We start from the raw sequence: 23406 nt of genomic DNA on the forward strand, positions 1-23406 counted from the left end.
GCCGCCGGATCGACTGCCCCGGGCTCGCGACCAGGTCGGCTGAGCCCGGGCGCGGCTGATGCTCAGACCGGGGGCAGCAGCGGCCCGCCGCTCCAGTGCTGGAAGACCAGGTTCGTGTGCACCCGGGCCACCTCGTCGCGGGCGGTCAGCTCGTCCAGGACCAGGCGTTGCAGTCCGGCGGCGGAGTCGGTGGCCACGTGGGCGAGGAAGTCGTCCGGTCCGGTCAGGTGGTAGACCGCGCGGACCTCCGGCAGGGCCAGCAGGTGCTCGACGAACGGGTCCACCAGCGGCCGTCGGTGCGGGCGGACCTGGACGAACAGGAACGCCTCCAGCGGACGGCCCAGCTTCGCCGCGTCCACCGACGCGTGCTGGCCGGTGATCACCCCGGACTCGCGCAGCCGGGCCACGCGGTCGAGGCAGGTGGACGGCGCCAGCCCGACCTCGGCGGCCAGGTCCTTGTTGGAGATCCGGGCATCGTTCTGCAGCAGCCGCAGGATTTCGAGATCAACCGGACTCAGTTCGACAGATCCAGTCATGGCCGAATGATATCCGAAGCACTTGTTTCGAGACCGGTTTTCGTCCGAACCTGTGTCCCATGACTTCTTCGTTGCGCACCCGGGCCGTCCACGCCGGGCGGGATGATCTGACCGATCTCGGCCTGCACGCCGCCCCGCTCGACTTCTCCACGACCTATCCCTCGCGGGACAGCGCGGACGAGGCTCGCCGGATCGACGAGTTCACCGCGGGCGGGAACGTCACCGGCATCTACGGGCGGATCGGCAACCCGACCGTGGAGCGGTTCGAACAGGCGCTGGCCGAGCTGGAGGGCTTCGAGCACGGGGTGGCCTTCGCCAGCGGCATGGCGGCGATCTCCGCCTGCCTGCTTTCCGCGGTCACCCAGGGAAAGCGGCACGTCGTCGGGGTTCGCCCGCTGTACGGCTCCACCGACCACCTGCTCACCTCGGGCCTGCTCGGCACGGAGGTCACCTGGGTCGCGCCTAGGGAGCTGGCGGGGGCGATCCGGCCGGACACCGGGCTGGTGTTCGTCGAGACGCCCGCGAACCCGACCCTGACCGAGCTGGACATCGAGGCTCTCGCCTCGGCGTGCGGCGAAGTCCCGCTGCTCGTCGACAACACCTTCGCGACGCCCGTGCTCCAGCGCCCAGGACGGCTCGGCGCCCGCATCGTGCTCCACAGCGCGACGAAGTTCCTCGGTGGTCACGGTGACGTCATGGGCGGTGTCGTAGCCTGCGACGCCGAAGAAGCGGCCCGCCTACGCCAAATCCGCTTCGCGACGGGCGCTGTCCTGCACCCCCTCGCGGGCTACCTCCTGCTTCGCGGTCTGTCGACGCTTCCTCTGCGCGTTACGGCGGCCTCGGCCACGGCGGCCATCCTGGCCGAGCGGCTCGCCGCGCACCCGGCCGTCCACGCCGTGCACTACCCGAAACTGGGCGGTCCGCTGGTGGCGTTCGAAGTGGCCGGGGACCCGCACGCGCTGATCGGCGCCGTCCGCCTGATCACCCCGGCGGTGAGCCTCGGCAGCGTGGACACGCTGATCCAGCACCCCGCCTCGCTGACCCACCGCGTCGTCCCCGCGGACGACCGCGAGGAGGCGGGCATCACCGACCGGCTGATCCGCCTGTCCATCGGCCTGGAAGCGGTCGAGGACCTGTGGCACGACCTGGACCAGGCGCTCAAGGCCGGCTGAGGACCGGCGCTCGGTGGCGGCCGGTGCTCAACCGCAGCAGCCGCCCCCGCAGCAGCCGCCACCCGGGGAAGCAGGCGCGGCCGCCGCCCCGGTGAGCGCCACTGTGGTCAGCAGCTTCACCGTGTCCGTGTGCCCCTCGGGGCAGGGCGCCGGGGCGGCGGATTCGCTCATCGGCCGGTGCAGCTCGAAGGTCCCGGTGCAGTCGCGGCAGCGGTAGGCGTAGGTGGGCATGGCGGGAATTATCGCTGCCGGGGCCGCGTGGGGGAAGGACGGCCCGGGGCAGGGGACGCCCGGACCGTGGCGGCGGCGCCCGGCTCGGTTCTCGGGCCGGGCCGGGCCGGGCCGGGCCGGGTTGGGTTGGGCCCGGCCGGGTTGGGCCGGGCCGGGTTGGGTTGGGCCGGGTTGGGGTGGGCTCGGCCGGAACCGCGGTGCCGACCGGGTGCCGCCACCCGGCGAGGGATGACGATGGTCGGATCGGGTCGGCCGGTGGGAGGCTGGGGGAGTGGATGTTCCCCCGCTCGCGGATTTCCCGCACCTCGGCCAGGTTGTCCCGGCGTTGCTCGGCTCGCTCGGAGTGCCGGGGGAGGTGAACGCCCTTTCGCTGCCCGACGCGAGCAGCGCGTGCGTGCTGCTCGTCGACGGGCTCGGCTGGCAACTGCTGGCCGAGCACGCTGCCGACGCGCCGGTGCTCACCGAACTCGCGAAGCGACCACTGCGCGTGGGATTCCCTTCGACGACCGCGGCGGGTGTCGCGGCGATCGGGACCGGCCTGGCGTCGGGGGAGCACGGCATGGTCGGGTACACCTTCGAGGTGCCGGGGGCGGGGGTGCTGAACGCGCTGCGCTGGCGTTCCCACACCGACGGCGGCGATCTGCGCGGCGCTCTGCCGCCGCGTGAGGTGCAGCCGCTGCCGACGACCTTCGAACGCGCGGCCGCGGCCGGGGTCGACGCGGTGGTGGTGTCGTCGGCGCAGTTCGCGGACACGGCCCTGACCCGGGCCACCCAGGACGGCGCGCGTTACGCCGGCGTGCACGCGCTGGGCGATCTGGCCGCGCGAACGCTGGACGTGCTGTCGTCGCGCTCGTTCTGCTACGCCTACCACAGCGAGCTGGACCTGCTGGGCCACCTGTACGGTCCCGGCTCGGCGCCCTGGCGCCTGCAGCTGCGGCAGGTCGACCGGCTGGTGGAGTCCCTTGTGGACGGACTGCCGCCCGGTGCGCTGCTGGCGGTGGTGGCCGACCACGGCATGGTGACCGTCGAGGAGAAGCTGGACCTGGACGACACCCCCGAACTGCTGGCCGGTGTCCGTGCCTTCGGCGGCGAAGTGCGCGCCCGCCACGTCTACACCGAGCCCGGCGCGGAGGCCGACGTCCTGGCGGCCTGGCGCACCGTGCTCGGCGACCGGGCCTGGGTCCTGCCCCGCGACGAGGCCATCACCCGCGGCTGGTTCGGCCACCGGGTGAGCGACCGGGTCCGTCCCCGGATCGGCGACGTCGTGGCCGCGGCCACCGGAACCTTCGGCCTGGTCCGCGAGCTGGCCGAAGCCGTGGAGTCCTCGCTGATCGGCCAGCACGGTTCCCTGACGGAGGCCGAGCAACTGGTCCCGCTGGCCCTGGTCCAGGGCTGACCGCGCGAGTTCGCCGTGCCAACGCGACATGCCGCAGGACCGCAACGCGCCGTGCCGCAGGACTGCAACGCGCCGTGCCGCAGGACTGCAACGCGCCATGCCGCAGGACCGGCCGCGCCGGAAACCGTTTGCCGCCGATGCGCGCGGCTTCCGCTGCGGTGGCACCTCCGCCAGGGGTTCTCGGGAGCCGGGGCGGGATGCTCGCGGGTGGGGTGAGACTCCTGTGCGGTCGTGTCCGGCCGCCGGTTACCGTTTTCGGTGTGCCTCGACGCAACCGTCCTGGGCGTGACCGGGACGGTCGCGCCGCTCGTCCCGAACCCGGTGCCACCAGTGGGTGGGCGCACACCGAGTCCGGTCAGGACGGGGACTGGCTGGTCCGGACCGTGCCCGGGTCCCACGCCACCAAGACCTACCGCTGCCCCGGCTGCGACCACGAGATCCGCTCCGGCACCCCGCACCTGGTGGTCTGGCCCGCGGACGAAACCGGCTCCGTCGCCGACCGGCGACACTGGCACCGCCCCTGCTGGGACGCCCGCGGCCGCCGCCGGCCGACCCGCCGCTGGTGACCGGCCCGCCCCTCCCCGCCACCGAGGTCCCCCCACCCGCGACCGCCACCCGCGGCCGAAGCCACCCCGAGCCGGCCACGGAAGGAGCCGCGCCCGGCGGCGTCGCGTCGAAACGGTCCGGTGGTGCCCCGGCGGGTCAGACCGAAGCCGCCCGGCCATGCCCGGCCAAGTCGCGCCGAAGCGGTCCAGCCATGTCGGGGTGGGTCGGGTCGTCCAACCATGACCGGTCGAGTCGCGCCGAGGTGGCCCAGACATGTCGGGGTGGGTCGGGCCGAAGTCATCCAACCGCGCCCGAGCGAAAAGCGCCGAAGCGGTCCAGCCAGGTCCGAGCAGGTCGCGCCGAAACCGTCCAGCCGTGCCCGGTCGAGTCGCGCGGAAACCGTCCAGCCGTGCCCGGTCGAGTCGCGCGGAAACCGTCCAGCCGTGCCCGGTCGAGTCGCGCGGAAACCGTCCAGCCGTGCCCGGTCGAGTCGCGCGGAAACCGTCCAGCCGTGCCCGGTCGAGTCGCGCGGAAACCGTCCAGCCGTGCCCGGTCGAGTCGCGCGGAAACCGTCCAGCCGTGCCCGGTCGAGTCGCGCGGAAACCGTCCAGCCGTGCCCGGTCGAGTCGCGCGGAAACCGTCCAGCCGTGCCCGGTCGAGTCGCGCGGAAACCGTCCAGCCGTGCCCGAGCAGATCAAACCGAAGCCGCCCGGACATGCCCCGGACGAGTCGCGCCGAAGCCGTCCGACTGGGCCCGTACGAGTCGCGCCGAAACCGTCCGGCCAGGTTCGAGCCCGGCGGTTTCCGAACTCCCGACGCCCGCGCCGGTCACCCCGAGCAGCAACCCCGTCCCGTCACCTCCGGTAGTGCCGCACCACCGCCCCATCCCCTTCCTCCGTCTCCTCGTACCGGGTGAACCCCAGCCGCTCGACCACCCGCAGGGACGGCTGGTTGACCACGTTCACCGAGATCAGCACCGGTGTCGGGGCCAGTTCTCGTTCCGCCCAGTCCACCGACGCGCTCGCGGCCTCCACCGCGTAGCCCCTGCCCCAGGCCGACGGGTGGAAGCGGTAGCCCAGGTTCAGCACCTTCCCGCCGTCGAAGTCGCGCGAGCGGACCCCCGAGAGGCCCAGCAGGGCCGGGGACTCGGGGCCGAACACGGCCAGGTAGCCGTAACCGTGGTCGCGCCAGTGCTCCAGCCAGGTGTCGAACCTGTGCTCCGCGGCCGGGCCGTCCGGCGGGTTCACGCGGTAGCGGTTGGTTCTCGGGTCGGTTTCGATGGCCACCATCTCCGGCCGGTCCGCCTCACGAAAAGGGCGGAGCAGCAGTCGCTCGGTCTTGATCTCCGTCAGCACGTGCCGAAGGTAGCCCGGAGGTCCGACAAAATGGGCCGCATGACCGAACTGCCCCTGCTCCTGCTGCACGCCTTCCCGCTCGACGCCCGGATGTGGGACCCGGTGCGCGCGCCGCTCGCCGAACGCGTCCGGCTCATCACCCCCGACCAGCGCGGGCTCGGTCGCAGCCCGCTGCCCGGGAACGGCCGCGAGCCGAGCCTGGACGACGCCGCCCGGGACGTCGTCGCGCTGCTCGACCGGCTGGAGCTGGACCGGGTGGTCCTCGGGGGCTGCTCGATGGGCGGCTACCTGACCATGGCGGTGCTGCGCCTCGCTCCGGAACGCGTCGGGGGGCTCGTGCTCATCGACACCAAGGCGACCGCCGACCCGCCCGAGACCGCCCGCGCCCGGCTGGACGTCGCGGAACGGGCCGAGGCCGAAGGTGTCACCGGGTGGCTGGCCGAGGCCAGTCTGCCCACCCTGCTGGCGGACACCGCCGCGACCGGCGTGGTCGAGCGGGTGCGCGGGCTGATCGACGAGCAGCCGCCCGCTGGGGTCGCCTGGGCGGCGCGTGCCCTCCGCGCCCGGCCGGACTCGGTCGAGACCCTGCGCGCGGCCGAGGTCCCAGCGCTGGTCATCGTCGGTGAGCGGGACGCCATCACCCCGCTCGAAGCCGCCGGCACCATGGTCGGCGCCCTGCCCGACGCCACTCTCGCCGTGCTCCCCGGCGTCGGCCACCTGACGCCGCTGGAGGATCCCGCGGGCGTGGTGGAAGCGATCCTGGGCTGGTACCCGTTCGGCTGAAAACCGCTCAGCCGAAGTACCCGGCCAGCGCCGCGCGGGCCTCGCCGAGGCGGTGCGGGAACCGCTTCGCGATCAGGAACCGCCAGCCCACGGCGAAAAGCTCGCGCAGCCGCAGATAACCCGCGATGGCGGTTTCGTCGGCTTCGGCCGGATACGCGGCGAGCAGCTCCGGCCCGCCCTGCTCCAGCAGGATCGCCAGGTCCCACGCGAGCGGTCCGCGCCAGGTGTCCTCGAAGTCGAGCCAGCACGGACCGTCCGCGGTGGCGACGACGTTGCCCGGGTGCGCGTCCCCGTGCAGCGCCTGCACGGGAGCGGCCGGCAGCCCCGCTTCGATCCGGGCGGCTTCCGCGCGGATCCGGTCCGCCGCCCCGTCCATGGCGTCGCCGTGGAGCCGGAGCATCGTCTCCAGCTCGGCCAGCGGGCCCCGGACGGGCAGTTCGCCGGAAAAGTCGCGCAGTACCGAATGGACCCGGGCCAGGGAGCCCGCCAGCTCGCCCGGGCTGTGCCGATGGTCCGGATCGTGCGGCGTCCAGTGCCAGAGCGTGACCGGCAGGCCCTCGGCGAAGTGCGGGCCGGCCGGGGGATCCGTGGTGGGTGAGACGACGCGCACACCACGATCGGTGAGGAAGGCGGACAGGGCCACGTCGCGCTCCAGCCAGTCCGTCGCGTCCGGCCGCAGGAGCAGCGTGGTCCCGGGCACCCTGGCCACCACCCGACCCATTCTCACCAGCACGTTCGACCGCTCGTGCAGCACCTGCGTGGAGCTGGCCGGCCACCCCAGCCGGCGGGCCACCGCGGTCGCCGCCGCCACCGCCGAGACCGTGTGGGGGTCGGTCATGCGGTGATCTGACCAGCCGGTGCGCGCGACTGTCGGTAGCGAGGGCTACGATCCCCTTTATCCGCCGGATCGGTCCGTTCGGCCCGGCGGTGTCCCGGATGTTGACCACCACAAGGTTTCAGTGTTGGAGGCAGGAGTGACGGCCGTAGCCCCCAAGCCGATCGCCACGCGCCCGTACCCCGCGCGCGAGTCGGTTAAGGGTTCGTACCTGCTGCGGTTGTTCCGCACGACGGACCACAAGCAGATCGGCATCATGTACCTGGTCACGTCGTTCGCCTTCTTCATGGCGGGCGGCGCGATGGCGATGCTCATCCGCACCGAGCTGGCCCGACCGGGCCAGCAGTTCCTGTCGCAGGAGCAGTACAACCAGCTGTTCACCATGCACGGCACGATCATGCTGCTGCTGTACGCGACGCCGATCCTCTTCGGCTTCGCGAACTTCGTGCTGCCGCTGCAGATCGGCTCACCGGACGTGGCGTTCCCGCGGCTGAACGCGTTCTCCTACTGGCTGTACCTCTTCGGTGGCCTGATCGTCCTCTCCGGCTTCCTGACCCCGGGTGGCGCCGCCGACTTCGGCTGGTTCGCCTACACCCCGCTGTCGGACGCGATCCACTCCCCGGGCGTCGGCGCGGACCTGTGGATCTCCGGTCTGGTCGTGTCCGGTCTGGGCACCATCCTCGGCGGGGTCAACATGGTCACCACGGTGATCTGCCTGCGCGCCCCGGGCATGACCATGTTCCGGATGCCGATCTTCACCTGGAACATCCTGGTCACCAGCATCCTGATCCTGCTGGCCTTCCCGATCCTGACCGCGGCCCTGATGGGCCTGCTGGCCGATCGGCACCTGGGCGCGCACGTCTTCGACCCGGCCAACGGCGGCGTGATCCTCTGGCAGCACTTGTTCTGGTTCTTCGGCCATCCCGAGGTCTACATCGTCGCCCTGCCCTTCTTCGGGATCGTGTCGGAGATCTTCCCGGTGTTCAGCCGGAAGCCGATCTTCGGCTACAAGGGCCTGGTCTTCGCCACGCTGGCGATCGCCGCCCTGTCCGTGGCCGTGTGGGCGCACCACATGTACGCCACCGGCGCGGTCCTGCTGCCGTTCTTCTCGTTCATGACGTTCCTGATCGCCGTCCCGACCGGCGTCAAGTTCTTCAACTGGATCGGCACCATGTGGAAGGGCCAGCTGTCCTTCGAGACGCCGATGATCTTCTCGATGGGCTTCATCGTCACGTTCCTGTTCGGCGGTCTGACCGGCATCCTGCTGGCCGCGCCGGCGATCGACTTCCACGTGTCGGACAGCTACTTCGTGGTGGCGCACTTCCACTACGTGCTCTACGGCACCATCGTGTTCGCGACCTTCGCCGGGATCTACTTCTGGTTCCCGAAGATCACTGGCCGGATGATGGACGAGAAGCTCGGCAAGTGGCACTTCTGGACCACGTTCATCGGCTTCCACGGCACCTTCCTGGTCCAGCACTGGCTGGGCGCGGAGGGCATGCCCCGCCGGTACGCGGACTACCTGGCCAGCGACGGGTTCACCACGCTGAACACGATCTCCACGATCGGCGCGTACATCCTGGGCGCCTCGACGCTGCCGTTCATCTGGAACGTGTTCAAGAGCTACCGCTACGGCGAGATCGTCACGGTCGACGACCCGTGGGGCTACGGCAACTCACTGGAGTGGGCCACCTCCTGCCCGCCGCCGCGGCACAACTTCACCGAGCTGCCCCGGATCCGGTCCGAGCGGCCCGCCTTCGAGCTGCACTACCCGCACATGATCGAGCGGCTGCACGCGGAGGGTGAGATCGGCTTCTTCGGCAAGCCGCGCCACGGCGGCGCCCCTTCGCAGAAGCTGGTCGACGCGCTGATCCCGGGCAATCACGACAGGGACAATTCGGGCGAGCAGTAACGCTCGTCGGTGTGAAGAGGCGCGTGCCCGGCTGAGGTGAAGCCGGGCACGCGCCCTTCTTGCGTCCCGGCCCGGCAGTCCAGACCTGAGCGTTGCCCGTCCGAACGGCCGAACGAGGGATAGAGCCCAGTGACCCAGACGCCCGTCCTGATCACCACGACCGGTCCCGACCAGCCCGGTGTCTCCTCCGTGCTGTTCGCCGTGCTCACGCGGCACGACGTCGACGTGCTCGACGTCGAGCAGGTGGTCATCCGCGGGCAGCTCGTGCTCGGTGTGCTGGCCGGCGTGTACCGCGACCCGGAGGGCCTGCAGGAGTCCGTGGAGCAGGCCATGGCCAGCGTCGGCATGCAGGTCGACGTGCGGATCGGGGATGCGATCGGGGCGGACCCGTTCGCGCTCGGCCGCCGCGGTTCCTCGCACGTCCTGGTGATGATGGGCCGCCCGGTGACGGCGCGGGCGTTCTCCGAGGTGGCGCGCCGGCTCGCGGGCATGGGCGCGAACATCGATTCGATCCGCAGCGTCGCCGACTACCCGGTGACCGGGCTGGAGCTCTACGTCTCGGTCGGTCAGGACACGGCGGAGGCTGACGCCGAACTGCGCTCGGTGGTTGCGGACGCGGCCTCCCAGGTGGCCATCGACGTCGCCGTGGAGCGCGCGGGCATCACCCGCCGGGCCAAGCGGCTGGTGGTCTTCGACGTCGATTCGACCCTGGTGCAGGGCGAGGTGATCGAGATGCTCGGCGCCCACGCCGGGGTCGAGCCGGAGATCCGCCAGATCACCGAGGCCGCCATGCGCGGCGAGCTGAACTTCGCCGAATCGCTGGAACGGCGCGTGTCCCTGCTGGCCGGGCTGCCCGCGACGGTGCTCGACGAGGTCGCGGCCTCGCTGGAGCTGATGCCCGGCGCGCGCACCACGGTCCGCACGCTCAAGCGCATGGGCTTCCGCTGCGGCGTCGTCTCGGGCGGGTTCACGCAGATCATCGACCACCTGGTGGATGACCTCGGGCTGGACTTCGCGGCGGCGAACGAGCTGGAGGTCGTCGACGGCCAGCTCACCGGCCGCGTGGTCGGCGAGGTGGTCGACCGCGCGGGCAAGGCGACGGCGCTGCGCCGGTTCGCCGGCGAGTACGGCATCCCGCTGGGCCAGTGCGTCGCGGTCGGCGACGGGGCCAACGACATCGACATGCTCTCCGCGGCCGGGATGGGCGTGGCGTTCAACGCCAAGCCGGCGCTGCGCGAGGTCGCGGACACCGCGCTCTCGCACCCGTACCTGGACGCCGTGCTGTTCGTCCTCGGCGTCACGCGCGCCGAGGTCGAGGCCGCCGACGCGGCCGACGGGCTGGAACCGGCCCGGCCGTGAACCACCTCCTGGCGCCCTTGGGCCACCGTTACGCCGAGTGGCTGGCACTGCCCGCCGAGGCCACCTCCGACACCTCCGAGGAACAGCCGGACCAGGTCCGGGCGATGCCGGTGATCCTGCGCATCGAGCGGGCCGAGCCGCCCGGCCGGACCCCGCTGCTGGAGGCGGCGGCCGCGGCCGCGCTGGCGGTGTGCCTGGACGAGCGCGCCGGACCGGGCGGTGAGTGGGCCGAGCCGATGCAGGCCTGGCTGGACAACCGCATCCGCAAGGTCGCGCGCCGGGCGCGAGGCGCGCACTGGCGGGCGGTGCAGGCGTTGCCGGGCGTCACGGTCGAGGTCGACGGCGCCGAGGCCCGCGCGCTGGTGCCCGGGCTGGTGGCCGAGACGCCGAAGGAGGTGTCGCGGCTACAGATCTCGGGCAGCGAGCTGCCGCCCGACACCCCGCCACCGGCGCCGGAGGACGTGCCGCTGCTGCTGCTCAACCCCGAGGTGCCGATGACCGTGGGCAAGGCCTCCGCCCAGGTCGGTCACGCCACGATGATCCTGGCTTCGCTGCTCGGCGACGCCGAGCTGGCCGAGTGGGCGCAGCGGGGTTACCGGGTGGCGGTCCGCACGCCTTCGCCCGCCCGCTGGAAGGAGCTGTGCCCGGTGGACGATCCGGCCGCGGGCTGGCGCGACCAGCGCGTGGTCGCGGTCCGGGACGCCGGGTTCACCGAGGTCGAGCCGGGCACGATCACGGTGCTGGCGGTCCAGCTCCACTGAGCCCCGGCTGAAACGGCGCGGGTGGCGGGTCCAGCCGGTGGGAGGCGGAACACCGTCGCCCGTCCCGGGGTTGTCCCGGGGCAGGTTCTTGGCATCGAAACGAGGAGCAGGACGTGACCCTGGAAGTGCAGCGCGAAGGTGAGCACAGCTTCGTCGGGCGCAACGAGCGCGGGGCCCAGGTGCGGCTGGGCCGCACCGGCGCCGAGGGTGCGTTCTCCCCGGCCGAACTGCTGCAGATCGCCGTGGCCGGGTGCTCGGCCGTCACCGCTGAAGAGCTGATCACCCGGCGGGTGGGGGCGGACTCGGAGTTCCGGGTGGCCGTGTCCGCCGACCGGCGGGAGGGCGCGTCCGAGCTGGACGCGGTGCACGTGGCCTTCGATCTCGACGTGTCCGGGCTCGAACCGGGTCAGCGGGAAGCGCTGGCCGGCGCGGTCGACCGGGCGATCGAGCGGTTGTGCACGGTGAGCCGGACGGTGAAGAAGGGCATCCCGGTCACCGAAGAGTTCCCGACCACCTGAGCCCGCCCGAACGACCCCCGCGCCGCCTTCGGACCACGCTGAGCCGCCGGGTCCCGCTGCGGCGGGCCGGGCGGGGCGGAAGCCGACTCAGCTCGGGCGGACGTTCAGCTCTGCCAGACGACGTAGGCCTGGTCGGCGTCGGTGGTCATGGCCTCGACGAACTTGTCGTTGTCGAAGCCGGGCAGGGACTGCAACCGCTCGATCAGCGCGTCGGCGGCCGGGTCGCCACTGGGCACGGCCGTGCCCTTGCCGTCGTGGCCGACGAGCATGAAGAAGACGTCCTCGTTCCAGGGGCCGTCCGGGATCACCCTGACCATCACGGACGAGAGGTCCGACCACGTCACGGCTTCTTCGCTGCCGTCGGCGAGAACGCGCCGCACCCCGGTGTCGTCGACACTGACGGTCCGGGAGCGTGCGCTGGACGAATCCTGGGTCAACCGGTGCTCCCCTGTCGTGTTCGTTCTGCTCACCGTACCCGCTGCGCTTGTGCCCGCCGTCACGCGGGCGCGGCAGCGTCCAGCCGTTTCAACGCGTCCCGCGCCACCTGCGAATCCGTGGTGGGCCAGAACGGCGGCAGCGAGGCGCGCAGGAAACCGCCGTAGCGCGCGGTGGCCAGCCGCGAGTCGAGCACGGCCACCACGCCGCGGTCGGAGACCGAGCGGTGCAGCCGCCCGGTGCCCTGGGCCAGCAGCAGGGCCGCGTGGGTGGCCGCCACCGTGAGGAAACCGTTGCCGCCCCGGGCTTCCACCGCGCGCTGGCGGGCCGAGGACACCGGGTCGTCCGGGCGCGGGAACGGGATCCGGTCCACCACCACGAGTTGCAGCGACGGGCCGGGCACGTCCACGCCCTGCCACAGGGTCAGGGTGCCGAACAAGCAGGTGCGCGGGTCGTCGGCGAACTTGCGCACCAGCAGCGAGGTGGCGTCGTCGCCCTGGCAGAGGATCGGGTGGTCCAGCCGCTCCCGCATGGCCTCCGCGGCCTGCTTGGCCGCGCGCATCGAGGAGAACAGCCCGAGCGTGCGCCCGCCCGCCGCCTCGACCAGCGCCGCCAGCTCGTCCATTGTGGACTCCGCCAGCCCGTCGCGGCCCGGCGGCGGCAGGTGCTTGGCCAGGTACAGGATCCCGTTGCGCCGGTGGTCGAACGGCGAGCCCACGTCCAGGCCGGTCCACCGGGGGCCCTTGTCCCCGTCGGACGGGGCCGCCTTGTCCGTGGCCGCGCCCGGCGCCTTCTCCACCCGGGCGCCGCCCGGGGGCAGGCCCCACTGGCGCGCCATCGTGTCGAACGTGCCCCCGAGGGTCAGCGTGGCCGAGGTCAGCACCGTGGTGCTGAGGTTGAACACCCGCTCGCGCAGCAGCCCGGCCACGCCCAGCGGCGCCACCTTCAACGCCGGTGGCCGCGGGTTCGCGGAGTACTTGTCGCCGGTCAGCCAGACCACGTCCCGCTGGTGCGCCTGGTCTTCGTCGAACGCCTCCAGCAGGCGCACCGCGGTGTCGTGCACCTCCTCCAGCAGCGTGCGGGCCAGTTTGCGCGCGGTCGCCCCTTCGACGTCCTCTTTGCGGTCGGACCCCAGCGCGGTGAGGCAGGCCTTCGCCGCGTCGCGGACGGCCGGCACGGCGCCCTGGAGCGCCTGCGGCAGCGTGTCGATCCGGCCCGCGGGCAGGTCGTCGGTGATCAGGGCCAGCCCGTCGCCCGCCTCCAGCAGCCGGTCGGCCACGTCCGCGTCGATCAGCCGCCCGCAGCGGCGCGCGGCGGCGGCGATCATGGCGCTGGTCAGCTCGCCGGTGGCGACCGAGGTGACCCGGTCGACCAGGTCGTGCGCCTCGTCGATGATCACCAGGTCGTGCTCGGGCAGCACCTGGTAGCCCTGCAGCGCGTCGATGGCCAGCAGCGCGTGGTTGGTCACCACCACGTCGGCGCGGCCCGCCTCCGCCCGCGCGCGCTCGGCGAAGCAGTCCGTGCCGATCGGGCAGCGCGCGGCGCCGAGGCATTCCCTGGCGGTGACCGAAACCTGGCGCCAGGCCTGGTCGCCGACCCCGGGCACGAGCTCGTCGCGGTCGCCGGTTTCGGTGTCGGAGGACCATTCGCGCAGCCGCGTGACCTCCTTGCCCAGCCTCGACACCGCGAACGGGTCGAACAGCTGCGCGTCCTCCGGCTCCTCGGGCGCGCCCGTGTCGAGCCGGTGCAGGCAGAGGTAGTTGCGGCGGCCCTTGAGGATGGCGAAGGTCGGCTCCCGCCCGAGCGGCTTCTTGAGCGCTTTGGCCAGCCGCGGCAGATCGCGGTCGACGAGCTGGCGCTGCAGCGCGATGGTGGCCGTGGAGACCACGACCGTGGCCTCCTTCTCGACCGCGTGGCGGATCGCGGGCACCAGGTAGGCCAGCGACTTCCCGGTGCCGGTGCCGGCCTGCACGGCCAGGTGCTCACCGGTGCGGATGGCGCGGCCGACCGCGTCGGCCATCTCGACCTGGCCGGGGCGTTCGGCTCCGCCCACCGACTCGACCGCGTGGGTCAGGAGTTCGAGGACGCCGGGGAAGTCTGTTCGGACGGGCACAGCGAGACACGATAGCCGCCGGGCCCGACAGGATTCCGCGTTCCGGTGCGAACGGCCCGTTCGCACCGGAACGCCGGTGGCTCAGTCCTCCCGGTGGAGCCGGGACACCGCGGCCCACGCCAGCGGCAGCACGCCCGCCGCGACGAGCGTCTTCAGCGCGTCGCCGATCAGGAACGGCGTCACGCCCTTGTCGAACGCGGTCGCCAGGTCGTACCCGGTGGCGGCCATCAGCCACGGCACACCGAAGGCGTAGATCACCAGGTTGCCGGCCACCATGGTCCCCACCACGCGCAGCGGCGTGCGGTCGCCGCCGCGGCGGGCGAGCGCGCCCACGAGAGCCCCGGCGAAGACGAAGCCGACGATGTAACCGGCCGAGGCGCCGGACAGGCCCGAGGTGGCGCCCTGGAACCACGGCACGCCGACCGCACCGACGAGCAGGTACACCAGCATCGAGGCGGCGCCGCGGCGCATACCGAGCGACGCGCCCACGAGCAGCGCGGCGAAGGTCTGGCCGGTCATCGGCACCGGGCTGCCGGGAACCGGGATGACCAGCTGCGCGGCGGCGCCGGTGAGCAGCGCGCCTCCGGCGACCAGCGACAGGTCGCGCACGAGGGTGCCGGGCACCAGGTCGGCCAGCACCTGGCGGTGGCCGGTGAGGGACAGCGAGGACACGGGACCTCCCACAACGAGAACGGACGTCCGAGGAGGTTAACGCCCGGGTGTTCGCGGTGACCCCACAAGTTGCGTTCCTCACCACCCCACCCGTCCGGGTGGTGCAGGGGGTTGCGGCCTCCGGCGGGGCGGGGCGCCGCGGGGGCTGCCTCAGGCGGTCGGCTGCACCACGGCCCGGCCGGAGTGGGCGACGCCGGCCTCGTCGAAGTCCTTGAGCGCCGCGTCCACGTTGGGCCGGGCGACGCCGACGGTCAGGTCCAGCAGCACGCGCACGCCGAAGCCCGCCTCGGCGGCGTCGAGCGCCGTGGCCCGCACGCAGAAGTCGGTGGCGATGCCGACCACGTCGACGTCGGTGACCTCGTGCTCGCGCAGCCACTCTTCGAGCGTCTTGCCGTCCCTGGACTTGCCCTCGAAGCCCGAGTACGCCGCGGCGTACTCGCCCTTGGAGAAGACCGCCTCGATCGGCGCCACGTCGAGCGACGGGTGGAACGAGGCACCCGGCGTGCCCGCGACGCAGTGGACCGGCCAGCTGGTGGCGAAGTCGGGAGTGTCGCTGAAGTGGTCGCCGGGGTCGATGTGGTGGTCGCGGGTGGCGACGACGTGGCTGTAGCCGCCCTCGGCCGCCCGGGCCGAGATCGCCTCCGCGGCGGCGGCCCCGCCGGGCAGGCCGAGCGAACCCCCCTCGCAGAAGTCGTTCTGCACATCCACCACGATCAGGGCGGTTCCCATGCTCGGCTCCCTACAGAAACGTCGTCGGTATCGCCGGTTCGCCGTGCGAGAGCTTCAGGCCCTCCCACGGCAGGCTGACCTGCGCCCGCCGCAGCCGGGCGCGGGCGTCGTCCAGCGTGGGCAGATCATCCACCGTGCGGCCGCCGCGGACCAGGGGGATCTGCAGTTCGCGGTCGTGCTCGCCGGGTTCGGGGCGCCCGGCGGCGGCCGTCCAAACGACCTCCTCCATCGCTGTGCCGGTGCCGCGGTGGCGGCGCAGCGCGGACTTGCGGCCACCGCGGGACTCCTTGTGCGCGCTGCGCTTGGCCACCGGCCGGCCGTCGACCTCGACCAGCTTGTAGACCATGCCGGCGGTGGGTGCGCCCGAACCGGTGACCACGGAGGTCCCGACGCCGTAGGCGTCCACGGGCTCCGCGCGCAGCGCCGCGATGGCGTGCTCGTCGAGGTCGCCGGAGACCACGATCCGGGTGTCCCTGGCGCCGAGGGAGTCGAGCTGGTCGCGGGCCTTGCGGGCGAGCGGGCCGACGTCGCCGGAGTCGATCCGGATCGCGCCCAGCTCCGGCCCGGCCACGCGCACGGCCGTCTCGATGCCCGCGGTGATGTCGTAGGTGTCCACCAGCAGGGTGGTGTCCGCGCCCATCTTGTCGACCTGGGCGCGGAACGCCTGCTCCTCGCTGTCGTGCAGCAGCATGAAGGCGTGCGCGACGGTGCCTCGGGTGGGGATCCCGTAGCGGCGGCCGGCCTCGAGGTTCGACGTGGTGGCGAAGCCGGCCAGGTAGGCGGCGCGCGCGGCGGCGACCGCGGCGTACTCGTGCGTGCGGCGGCCCCCCATCTCGATGATCGGCCGTCCGTGCGCGGCCCCGGCCATCCGCGCGGCGGCCGAGGCGATCGCGCTGTCGTGGTTGAGGATCGAGAGCGCCAGGGTCTCCAGCACCACCGCCTCGCCGAAGCCGCCGGTGACGGTCAGCAGCGGCGAACCGGGGAAGTACAGCTCCCCCTCGGGATAACCGTCGATGTCGCCGGAGAACTCGTAGTCGGCGAGCCAGGAGATCGTCGCGTCGTCCACCACGGCGGTCTGCTCCAGCTGCGTGAGCTCGGCGTCGGTGAACCGGAAGTCCGCGATCGCTTCGAGCACGCGCGCGGTCCCGGCCACGACGCCGTAGCGGCGGCCGTCCGGCAGGCGCCGGGCGAAGACCTCGAAGACACACGGCCGATCGGCCGTTCCGTCGGCGAGCGCGCTGCTCAGCATGGTCAGCTCGTAGTGGTCGGTGAGCAGCGCCGTGCTGGCGCTGGTGACCGGCTCGGGTGAACCCATGGGGTCAGCCTATTCACCCACACGGCCGGACCTGGCGCGGCGTACCCGGTGCACCCCGTGACACCATGGAGTGCATGTCCACGCCTGTCGCATCCGAACAGACGCAGGTTGATCCACTCGGGGTCGAGTCCGCCGAGGAGGACCAGCCGTGGCGCGCGGTCGTGTGGAACGACCCGGTCAACTTGATGTCGTACGTGACTTACGTGCTCCAGAAGCTCTTCGGCTACAGCCGCGACCACGCCACGAAGCTGATGCTCGACGTGCACCACAAGGGCAAGGCCATCGTGTCGTCGGGCTCCAAGGAGAAGGTGGAGGTCGACGTGGCGAAGCTGCACGCGGCCGGCCTGTGGGCGACCATGGAGCAGCCTTCATGAAGCCGTGGCGCCGCAAGGGCGAGTCGATCCTGGCCGCCTTCGAGCAGCAGGAGGCCGCCGTGCTGCGCGGGCTGGTCAGCCAGCTCGAGGACATGCTCACCGCCCGCGCCGAGGAGGCGCCGCAGGACGAGCTGGCCGAGCTCACCGGCATCCGCACCGGGCCCTCGGAATCGCCGGACGACCCGGTGCTCTCCCGGCTGCTGCCCGACTTCCACAAGCTCGACCCGGACAACCCCACGCGCGAGGAGCTCGACTCCGCCGCCGCGATGCGCTCGCTGCACGAGCCGGAGCTGCTGGAGGCCAAGGTCGGCGTGGCGAAGATCGTGCTGGACACGCTGCCCCGCGACGGCGGCAACGTGCGGCTGAGCTTCGAGCAGGCCGACGCCTGGCTGGGCGCGCTCAACGACGTGCGCCTGGCGCTGGGCACCGCCCTCGACGTCACCGAGGACATGCCGGACGAGCTGCCCGAAGACGATCCGCGCGCCCCGCACCTCGGCGTCTACCACTGGCTGACCTGGGTGCAGGAAACGCTGATCCAGGCGCTCACGGCGTGACCGGGCTGACCGACGTGCCCGGCGTGCTGGTGGGCCACCACCAGCGGCTCGGCGGGGGCTGGGCCTCGGGCACCACGGTGGTGCTGGTGCCCGGCGGCGCGACCGGCGCGGTCGACCAGCGCGGCGGCGCCCCCGGCACCCGCGAGACGAACTTGCTGGAGCCGGAGAACCTGGTCCAGCGCGTGAACGCGGTGTGCCTGTCCGGCGGGAGCGCGTACGGGCTGGCGGCGGCCGACGGGGCGATGCGCTGGCTCGGCGAGCGGAACCTGGGCTTCCCGGTCGGCCGGGCCCCGCACGAGGTGGTGCCGATCGTGCCCGCGGCGGTGCTGTTCGACCTGCCCCGCAGCGAATGGGGCAACCGGCCGGACGCGTCCTTCGGTTACGCCGCCTGTGAAGCCGCTGACCCGGGCGCGGTCGCGCAGGGGACGGTGGGGGCCGGGACGGGCGCGGTCGTCGGCTCGCTCAAGGGCGGGATCGGGACCGCGAGCGAGGTCGTGGCCGGGTTCACCGTGGGCGCGCTGGCCGCGGTGAACGCGTCCGGCGAGGCGGTGGACTTCGCCACCGGCCGCGCCTTCGCGGCCGACCACGAGGTGGACGGCGAGTTCGGCGTGCGCTGGCCGGATCGGCCCGGTTCGGTGCTACCGGCCCGGACCGGCCTGAACACCACTATCGGCGTGGTCGCCTGCGACGCGGCTCTGTCCAAGGCCGAGGCCCGGCGGCTGGCCGTGGCCGCGCAGGACGGGCTGGCCCGGGCCGTCCGCCCGGCGCACACGATGTTCGACGGCGACACGGTCTTCGCGCTGGCCACCGGGGCTCGGCCGCTGCCGGTCGAGCCGGGCTCGTTCGCCGACGGCCGGCGCGCGGAGGCCCTGGACGCGCTGTGCTCGGCCGCCGCCCGGGTGTTCGCCCGGGCGATGGTGCACGGGCTGCTGTCCGCCACCGCGGCCGGCGGGGCGGTGGCCTACCGCGACGTCTGGCCCGGGGCGGTCTGAGCCTCCGAGCTGCGACTCTCACCATCTGGACAGGGTGCGTCCACCACCTAAGATGTGGTGGTGCTCCGGATCCGCCGTGAACTCGTCGACGAGATCGTCGCCCACGCCCGCCGTGACCACCCCGACGAGGCGTGCGGGGTGGTCGCCGGGCCGGAGGGCGGCGACTCCCCCGAACGGTTCATCCCCATGCTGAACGCGGCCCGGTCGCCGACGTTCTACGAGTTCGACTCGGGCGACCTGCTCCGGCTCTACCGCGAGATGGACGCGAACGACGAGGTGCCGGTGGTCATCTACCACTCGCACACCGCGACGGAGGCCTACCCGTCGCGCACCGACGCGAACATCGCCGCCGAGCCGGGGGCGCACTACGTGCTCGTGTCCACCCGGGACCCCGATGCGCCCGAGTTCCGCTCTTACCGGATCGTGGACGCCGAGATCACCGAGGAGCCGGTCGAGATCCTCGGCTGAGCTCCCGGAATAAAGGGCGGCGTCCCGCGCGTCAGCCTGATGAGAACCCACCGGAGGTAGAAACCCATGGCCGTGACCGTGTCCATCCCGACCATCCTGCGCACGCACACCGGCGGCGAGAAGTCCGTCGAGGCGGCGGGCAAGACCGTCCTCGAGGTGATCGACGACGTCGAGTCGCGCCACGCCGGGCTCAAGGCGCGCCTGGTCAAGGAGGAGAAGCTGCACCGCTTCATCAACGTCTACGTCAACGACGAGGACGTGCGCTTCGCCGGGGGCCTCGAAGCCGAGGTCAAGGACGGCGACACGCTGACGATCCTGCCCGCCGTGGCCGGCGGCGCACGCTGACCCATGGCCCGCTACGAGTCGCTCCTGGACGCCCTCGGCGGCACCCCGCTGGTCGGGCTGCCCCGGCTCTCCCCGGCGCACGACGTGCGGCTGTGGGCGAAGCTCGAGGACCGCAACCCGACCGGTTCGATCAAGGACCGCCCCGCGCTGGCGATGATCGAAGCCGCCGAGCGGGAGGGGCGGCTGCGGCGCGGCTCCACCATCCTGGAGCCGACTTCGGGCAACACCGGCATCTCGCTGGCCATGGCGGCCAAGCTCAAGGGCTACGGGCTGGTCTGCGTGATGCCGGAGAACACCTCGACCGAACGCAAGCAGCTGCTGCAGGCGTACGGCGCGAGGATCGTGTTCTCCCCGGCCGCGGGCGGCTCCAACGAGGCCGTCCGCCGCGCGAAGGAGCTGGCGGAGCAGAACCCGGACTGGGTGATGCTCTACCAGTACGGCAACCCGGCGAACGCGGACGCGCACTACCGCGGCACCGGCCCGGAGCTGCTGAAGGACCTGCCGACGGTGACCCACTTCGTCGGCGGCCTCGGCACGACCGGGACGCTCGTGGGCGTCGGGCGCTACCTGCACGAGGCGAAGCCGGACGTGCAGATCATCGCGGCCGAACCGCGGTACGGCGAACTGGTGTACGGCCTGCGCAACCTCGACGAGGGGTTCGTGCCGGAGCTGTACGACGCCAGCGTGCTGAACGGCCGTTACTCCGTCGGCGCGTACGACGCGCTTCGGCGCACTCGTGAGCTGCTGGAGCACGAAGGCATCTTCGCGGGCATCTCGACGGGCGCGGTGCTGCACGCGGCGCTCGCCGTCGCGGAGAAGGCCGCGGCGAAGAGCGAGCCGGCCGACGTCGCGTTCGTCGTGGCCGACGCGGGCTGGAAGTACCTCTCGACCGGCGCGTACTCCGGCTCGCTCGACGAGGCCGCGGCCCGGCTGGACGGGCAGCTCTGGGCGTGAAGGTCGTCGGCCTGCTGGGCGGGATGAGCTGGGAGTCCTCGGCCGAGTACTACCGCCTGCTCAACGAGCGGGTGAAGGCCGCGCTCGGCGGTTTCCACTCCGCGCGGGTGGTGCTGTATTCGGTCGACTTCGCCGAGATCGAGGCCATGCAGGCCGAGGACCGCTGGGACGACGCGGGCGCCCTGCTGGGCGAAGCCGCGCGGTCGCTGGAGGCGGCGGGCGCCGACGTGGTGGTGCTCTGCACGAACACGATGCACCAGGTCGCGGACCGGATCGTCGACGGGCTCGGCCTTCCGCTGCTGCACCTGGCCGACACCACGGCCTCGGCCGTGCGCGCCGCGGGACTGCGCCGGACCGGGCTGCTGGGCACCGCGTTCACCATGAGCCGGCCGTTCTACCGCGAACGCCTGGCCGCGCACGGGCTGGAGGTGCTGGTGCCCTCGCCGGCGGACCAGGAGCTGGTGCACCGGGTGATCTACGAGGAGCTGGTGCGGGGAGTGGTGCGCGCCGAGTCCCGCGAGGCCTACCGCGGGGTGATCCGGCGGCTGGCCGAGGCCGGGGCCGAGGGTGTGATCTACGGCTGCACGGAGATCGAGCTGCTCGTGGACGCCACGGACAGCCCGGTGCCGTGCTTCCCCACCACCCGGCTGCACGCGGAGGCGGCGGCCGACTGGGCGCTGGGCTCGGCGCCGCTGCCCGCGCCACCGGGCCGAGATCGGGGATTTCACCCGAGGCACGACGCCCGGGGTGCGCCGTAGCCTGGACCGGTGAGCACCCCACTGCCCCCGTCACCAGCGCTGCCCGGGCCGTCCGGGGACCGGCCCCCGGACGTGGCGAAGCGGATCCTGCCGCCGAACCCCCGGGCGGCGGCGATCGTGGCGCTGTCGTTCACCCTGGTCCTGTACCTGGTGGAGCTGGCCGACGTGATCCTCCCGGGCGACCTCGACCACGGCGGGATCTTGTCGCGGCGGCTGTCCGGGCTCGACGGGGTCCTGTGGGCGCCGCTGCTGCACGCCGGCTGGTCGCACCTGTTCTCGAACACCGTGCCGGTGCTGGTGTTCTCCTTCCTGGCCATGGCGGCCGGCATCGGGCGCTGGGTGGTGGTCACGGCCATCGTCTGGCTGGTCTCCGGGGCCGGTGTGTGGCTGGTCGGCCCGGCGGGCACCTACACCGTGGGCGCGTCCGGGCTGGCCTTCGGCTGGCTCGCGTACCTGCTGGTGCGCGGCCTCTTCAACCGCTCGGCCGGGCAGATCCTGGTCGCCGTGGTGCTGCTCGGCATCTGGAGCGGAATGCTCTGGGGCCTGCTGCCCGGCACCACCGGCATCTCCTGGCAGGGCCACCTGTTCGGCGCGCTGGCCGGCGTCCTCGCAGCCTGGCTGACCTCGCGTGGTGACCGGAGAGCCCGGGCGGCCAAGCTCGTGCCCGGAGGTAGCCTCGGAGCGTGATCTCCCCGAGCTCGCCCATCGGTGTTTTCGACTCCGGCGTCGGCGGTCTCACCGTCGCCCGCTCGATCCTGGAGCTGTTGCCTTCGGAGCAGTTGCGTTACGTCGGCGACACCGCGCACAACCCGTACGGGCCGCTGCCCATCGCCACGGCGCGCGAGTACGCGTTGGCCGCGCTCGACAAGCTCGTCGACGGTGGCGTGAAGGCTCTCGTGATCGCTTGCAACACCGCCTCGGCCGCATGCCTGCGAGACGCGCGGGAGCGTTACGACGTTCCTGTGGTCGAGGTGGTGCTGCCCGCAGCCCGGCGCGCCGTGGTCGCGACGCACTCGAAGCGCGTCGGGGTCATCGGCACGGAGGGGACGATTCGCTCGCGAGCGTACGAAGACGCCTTCGCCGCTGCGCCCGAGGTGAAGCTCACCAGCGTCGCCTGCCCGCGCTTCGTCGACTTCGTCGAGCGCGGCATCACCTCGGGACGCCAGGTGCTCGGCCTCGCGCAGGGCTACCTCGAACCGCTGCTGGACGCCGAGGTGGACACGGTGGTGCTCGGCTGCACGCACTACCCGCTGCTGTCCGGGGTACTGCAGATCGTGCTGGGCCAGGAGGTCACGCTCGTGTCCAGCGCGGAGGAGACGGCCAAGGACCTGTTCCGCGTGCTGACCGAGCAGGACCTGCTGGCCGAGCGCGAGACCCCTCCGCGGCACGAGTTCCTGGCCACCGGCTCGCCGGAGCCGTTCACGCGGCTCGCCCAGCGGTTCATGGGCTTCGCCCCGGGTGTCCTCGCTCCCACCAGCGCGTAGAACGGACCCGGGAAGCTTAGGGTGTCGGGGTGCGACTGACGATCCTCGGCTGCTCGGGCAGTGTTCCCGGGCCGAACACCGCGGCCTCCGGCTACCTGCTGGAGGCGGAGGGGTTCCAGCTCGGGCTCGAACTCGGCAACGGGGCGTTCGCCCAGCTCCAGACCGTGCTGGACCCGTTCGAGCTGGACGCGCTCCTGCTGTCGCACCTGCATTCCGACCACTGCGCGGACGTCAACGCGCTCACCGTGCTCCGCCGCTACCACCCCGCGCCGCCGTATCCGGGCCGGCCTCGGAAGTTGCCGCTGTACGCGCCGCCAGACGCGCCTTCGCGCCTCGCCCACGCGTACGCCGCCGACGCGGACGAGAGGGCGGGCGCCGACCTTTCGGACGTCTACGAGTTCCATACGCTGCGCGAGGAACGGAGGTGGATCGGCCCGTTCGAGGTCACCGCCGTCGCCGTGCACCACCCGACCCCGGCGTTCGGCCTGCGCATCTCCTACGGCGGCCGGATCCTGGCCTACACCGGCGACACCGGCCCGTGCCGCGCGCTGGGCGAGCTGGCCGACGGCGCCGACGTGCTGCTGTCGGAGGCTTCCTGGACCGATGCGGCGGACCGGCCCGAGGGGGTCCACCTCTCCGGGAAGCAGGCGGGCGAGCTGGCCAAGGACGCCGGTGTCGGGCGGCTGCTGCTCACCCACATCGCCCCGTGGACCGACCGCGGCGCGGTGCTCGCCGAGGCCGTGGCGGTGTTCCCGGACTCCGGCGCCGTGGCGCAGGGCGAGGTCTACGACATCTGAGCGGCGAACGGT

Annotated in this window: 27 protein-coding genes; 18 read left to right on the top strand and 9 right to left on the bottom strand. The window is 72.7% G+C overall.

Going from position 1 to position 23406, the window contains the following annotated elements; all coding sequences use genetic code 11:
* Positions 1-62 precede the first annotated feature (62 nt).
* The gene (locus tag NYF13_RS12390; protein WP_315656423.1) at positions 63-536 is read right to left on the bottom strand and encodes an Lrp/AsnC family transcriptional regulator; all 474 of its coding nucleotides are present in this window, start codon (positions 534-536) and stop codon (positions 63-65) included.
* 59 nt (positions 537-595) lie between these two features.
* On the opposite strand from NYF13_RS12390, the gene NYF13_RS12395 reads away from it, so the two are divergent.
* On the top strand, positions 596-1708 hold the full coding sequence (locus NYF13_RS12395; protein WP_315656425.1) for a PLP-dependent transferase: 1113 nt from the start codon (positions 596-598) through the stop codon (positions 1706-1708).
* A 27-nt stretch (positions 1709-1735) separates the two neighbouring features.
* Here NYF13_RS12395 and NYF13_RS12400 read toward each other — a convergent pair whose 3' ends face one another.
* Positions 1736-1939: a zinc ribbon domain-containing protein gene (locus NYF13_RS12400; protein ID WP_315656426.1), complete on the bottom strand. Its 204-nt coding sequence runs from the start codon at positions 1937-1939 to the stop codon at positions 1736-1738.
* A 271-nt stretch (positions 1940-2210) separates the two neighbouring features.
* On the opposite strand from NYF13_RS12400, the gene NYF13_RS12405 reads away from it, so the two are divergent.
* Positions 2211-3335 carry an alkaline phosphatase family protein gene (locus tag NYF13_RS12405; RefSeq protein ID WP_315656427.1) on the top strand — a complete coding sequence of 375 codons (1125 nt, stop codon included), beginning with the start codon at positions 2211-2213 and terminating at the stop codon, positions 3333-3335.
* A 260-nt stretch (positions 3336-3595) separates the two neighbouring features.
* Positions 3596-3901, top strand: a complete 306-nt coding sequence (locus NYF13_RS12410) for a hypothetical protein (protein WP_315656428.1) — start codon at positions 3596-3598, stop codon at positions 3899-3901.
* A gap of 834 nt (positions 3902-4735) precedes the next feature.
* Here NYF13_RS12410 and NYF13_RS12415 read toward each other — a convergent pair.
* Entirely contained in the window at positions 4736-5236 is a 501-nt protein-coding gene (locus NYF13_RS12415; RefSeq protein WP_315656429.1) for a GNAT family N-acetyltransferase, read from the bottom strand.
* Positions 5237-5275: 39 nt separating this feature from the next.
* Between NYF13_RS12415 and NYF13_RS12420 the strand changes: the two genes are divergently transcribed.
* Positions 5276-6019, top strand: coding sequence for an alpha/beta hydrolase (locus NYF13_RS12420; RefSeq protein ID WP_315656431.1), 744 nt, complete (start codon positions 5276-5278; stop codon positions 6017-6019).
* 7 nt (positions 6020-6026) lie between these two features.
* On the opposite strand, the gene NYF13_RS12425 is transcribed toward NYF13_RS12420, so the two are convergent.
* On the bottom strand, positions 6027-6857 hold the full coding sequence (locus NYF13_RS12425; RefSeq protein WP_315656432.1) for a phosphotransferase: 831 nt from the start codon (positions 6855-6857) through the stop codon (positions 6027-6029).
* 136 nt (positions 6858-6993) lie between these two features.
* Between NYF13_RS12425 and ctaD the strand changes: the two genes are divergently transcribed.
* The 4 genes from ctaD (at position 6994) to NYF13_RS12445 (ending at position 11404) form a co-directional block, all read left to right on the top strand.
* Complete coding sequence (ctaD, locus tag NYF13_RS12430) at positions 6994-8766, top strand: cytochrome c oxidase subunit I (protein ID WP_315656433.1); 1773 nt, start codon at positions 6994-6996, stop codon at positions 8764-8766.
* 129 nt (positions 8767-8895) lie between these two features.
* The gene (serB, locus tag NYF13_RS12435) at positions 8896-10125 is read left to right on the top strand and encodes a phosphoserine phosphatase SerB (protein WP_315656434.1); all 1230 of its coding nucleotides are present in this window, start codon (positions 8896-8898) and stop codon (positions 10123-10125) included.
* Complete coding sequence (locus NYF13_RS12440) at positions 10122-10886, top strand: aminoacyl-tRNA hydrolase (protein WP_315656435.1); 765 nt, start codon at positions 10122-10124, stop codon at positions 10884-10886. The genes serB and NYF13_RS12440 overlap by 4 nt, the downstream gene beginning before the upstream one ends.
* A 113-nt stretch (positions 10887-10999) precedes the next feature.
* Positions 11000-11404 carry an OsmC family protein gene (locus tag NYF13_RS12445; protein WP_315656437.1) on the top strand — a complete coding sequence of 135 codons (405 nt, stop codon included), beginning with the start codon at positions 11000-11002 and terminating at the stop codon, positions 11402-11404.
* A gap of 104 nt (positions 11405-11508) precedes the next feature.
* On the opposite strand, the gene NYF13_RS12450 is transcribed toward NYF13_RS12445, so the two are convergent.
* The 5 genes from NYF13_RS12450 to NYF13_RS12470 form a co-directional block, all read right to left on the bottom strand.
* The gene (locus NYF13_RS12450; RefSeq protein ID WP_315656438.1) at positions 11509-11841 is read right to left on the bottom strand and encodes a hypothetical protein; all 333 of its coding nucleotides are present in this window, start codon (positions 11839-11841) and stop codon (positions 11509-11511) included.
* Positions 11842-11900: 59 nt separating this feature from the next.
* A complete protein-coding gene (locus NYF13_RS12455) occupies positions 11901-13952 on the bottom strand; it encodes an ATP-dependent DNA helicase (RefSeq protein ID WP_315656440.1) in 2052 nt (683 codons plus the stop codon).
* Positions 13953-14033: 81 nt separating this feature from the next.
* Positions 14034-14624: a biotin transporter BioY gene (locus NYF13_RS12460; RefSeq protein ID WP_315656441.1), complete on the bottom strand. Its 591-nt coding sequence runs from the start codon at positions 14622-14624 to the stop codon at positions 14034-14036.
* Between the two features lie 150 nt (positions 14625-14774).
* The gene (locus NYF13_RS12465; RefSeq protein WP_315656443.1) at positions 14775-15353 is read right to left on the bottom strand and encodes an isochorismatase family protein; all 579 of its coding nucleotides are present in this window, start codon (positions 15351-15353) and stop codon (positions 14775-14777) included.
* A gap of 10 nt (positions 15354-15363) precedes the next feature.
* A complete protein-coding gene (locus NYF13_RS12470) occupies positions 15364-16668 on the bottom strand; it encodes a nicotinate phosphoribosyltransferase (RefSeq protein WP_315656444.1) in 1305 nt (434 codons plus the stop codon).
* Positions 16669-16742: 74 nt separating this feature from the next.
* Here NYF13_RS12470 and clpS point away from each other — a divergent pair, with 74 nt between their 5' ends.
* The 10 genes from clpS to NYF13_RS12520 all read left to right on the top strand — a co-directional run bounded on the left by clpS (position 16743) and on the right by NYF13_RS12520 (position 23394).
* Positions 16743-17042, top strand: coding sequence for an ATP-dependent Clp protease adapter ClpS (clpS, locus tag NYF13_RS12475; RefSeq protein ID WP_315656446.1), 300 nt, complete (start codon positions 16743-16745; stop codon positions 17040-17042).
* Positions 17039-17596, top strand: a complete 558-nt coding sequence (locus NYF13_RS12480) for a DUF2017 domain-containing protein (RefSeq protein WP_315656447.1) — start codon at positions 17039-17041, stop codon at positions 17594-17596. The genes clpS and NYF13_RS12480 overlap by 4 nt, the downstream gene beginning before the upstream one ends.
* Complete coding sequence (locus NYF13_RS12485; protein ID WP_315656448.1) at positions 17593-18588, top strand: P1 family peptidase; 996 nt, start codon at positions 17593-17595, stop codon at positions 18586-18588. The genes NYF13_RS12480 and NYF13_RS12485 overlap by 4 nt, the downstream gene beginning before the upstream one ends.
* 60 nt (positions 18589-18648) lie before the next feature.
* The gene (locus NYF13_RS12490; RefSeq protein WP_315656449.1) at positions 18649-19056 is read left to right on the top strand and encodes a M67 family metallopeptidase; all 408 of its coding nucleotides are present in this window, start codon (positions 18649-18651) and stop codon (positions 19054-19056) included.
* 66 nt (positions 19057-19122) lie between these two features.
* Positions 19123-19401, top strand: a complete 279-nt coding sequence (locus NYF13_RS12495) for a MoaD/ThiS family protein (RefSeq protein ID WP_091611350.1) — start codon at positions 19123-19125, stop codon at positions 19399-19401.
* Between the two features lie 3 nt (positions 19402-19404).
* Positions 19405-20355 (top strand): cysteine synthase, encoded by a 951-nt coding sequence (locus NYF13_RS12500; RefSeq protein ID WP_315656452.1) that lies wholly within the window; start codon positions 19405-19407, stop codon positions 20353-20355.
* Positions 20352-21113 carry an aspartate/glutamate racemase family protein gene (locus NYF13_RS12505; protein ID WP_315656454.1) on the top strand — a complete coding sequence of 254 codons (762 nt, stop codon included), beginning with the start codon at positions 20352-20354 and terminating at the stop codon, positions 21111-21113. Before NYF13_RS12500 ends, NYF13_RS12505 begins: the two co-directional genes overlap by 4 nt.
* A 21-nt stretch (positions 21114-21134) precedes the next feature.
* Positions 21135-21800, top strand: coding sequence for a rhomboid family intramembrane serine protease (locus tag NYF13_RS12510; RefSeq protein WP_396287283.1), 666 nt, complete (start codon positions 21135-21137; stop codon positions 21798-21800).
* Complete coding sequence (murI, locus tag NYF13_RS12515) at positions 21797-22597, top strand: glutamate racemase (protein WP_315656455.1); 801 nt, start codon at positions 21797-21799, stop codon at positions 22595-22597. The genes NYF13_RS12510 and murI overlap by 4 nt, the downstream gene beginning before the upstream one ends.
* A 29-nt stretch (positions 22598-22626) precedes the next feature.
* Positions 22627-23394 (top strand): MBL fold metallo-hydrolase, encoded by a 768-nt coding sequence (locus tag NYF13_RS12520; protein ID WP_315656456.1) that lies wholly within the window; start codon positions 22627-22629, stop codon positions 23392-23394.
* Positions 23395-23406 lie beyond the last annotated feature (12 nt).

The sequence above is a fragment of the Amycolatopsis sp. PS_44_ISF1 genome, assembly GCF_032335455.1.
GTDB lineage: Bacteria > Actinomycetota > Actinomycetes > Mycobacteriales > Pseudonocardiaceae > Amycolatopsis.

Bases quoted from the DNA above. Each gene is read 5' to 3' on its own strand.
- NYF13_RS12390 (WP_315656423.1), bottom strand. From the start codon at position 536: ATGACTGGATCTGTCGAACTGAGTCCGGTTGATCTCGAAATCCTGCGG.
- NYF13_RS12395 (WP_315656425.1), top strand. From the start codon at position 596: ATGACTTCTTCGTTGCGCACCCGGGCCGTCCACGCCGGGCGGGATGAT.
- NYF13_RS12400 (WP_315656426.1), bottom strand. From the start codon at position 1,939: ATGCCCACCTACGCCTACCGCTGCCGCGACTGCACCGGGACCTTCGAG.
- NYF13_RS12420 (WP_315656431.1), top strand. From the start codon at position 5,276: ATGACCGAACTGCCCCTGCTCCTGCTGCACGCCTTCCCGCTCGACGCC.
- NYF13_RS12425 (WP_315656432.1), bottom strand. From the start codon at position 6,857: ATGACCGACCCCCACACGGTCTCGGCGGTGGCGGCGGCGACCGCGGTG.
- NYF13_RS12465 (WP_315656443.1), bottom strand. From the start codon at position 15,353: ATGGGAACCGCCCTGATCGTGGTGGATGTGCAGAACGACTTCTGCGAG.
- NYF13_RS12470 (WP_315656444.1), bottom strand. From the start codon at position 16,668: ATGGGTTCACCCGAGCCGGTCACCAGCGCCAGCACGGCGCTGCTCACC.
- clpS (WP_315656446.1), top strand. From the start codon at position 16,743: ATGTCCACGCCTGTCGCATCCGAACAGACGCAGGTTGATCCACTCGGG.
- NYF13_RS12480 (WP_315656447.1), top strand. From the start codon at position 17,039: ATGAAGCCGTGGCGCCGCAAGGGCGAGTCGATCCTGGCCGCCTTCGAG.
- NYF13_RS12495 (WP_091611350.1), top strand. From the start codon at position 19,123: ATGGCCGTGACCGTGTCCATCCCGACCATCCTGCGCACGCACACCGGC.
- NYF13_RS12500 (WP_315656452.1), top strand. From the start codon at position 19,405: ATGGCCCGCTACGAGTCGCTCCTGGACGCCCTCGGCGGCACCCCGCTG.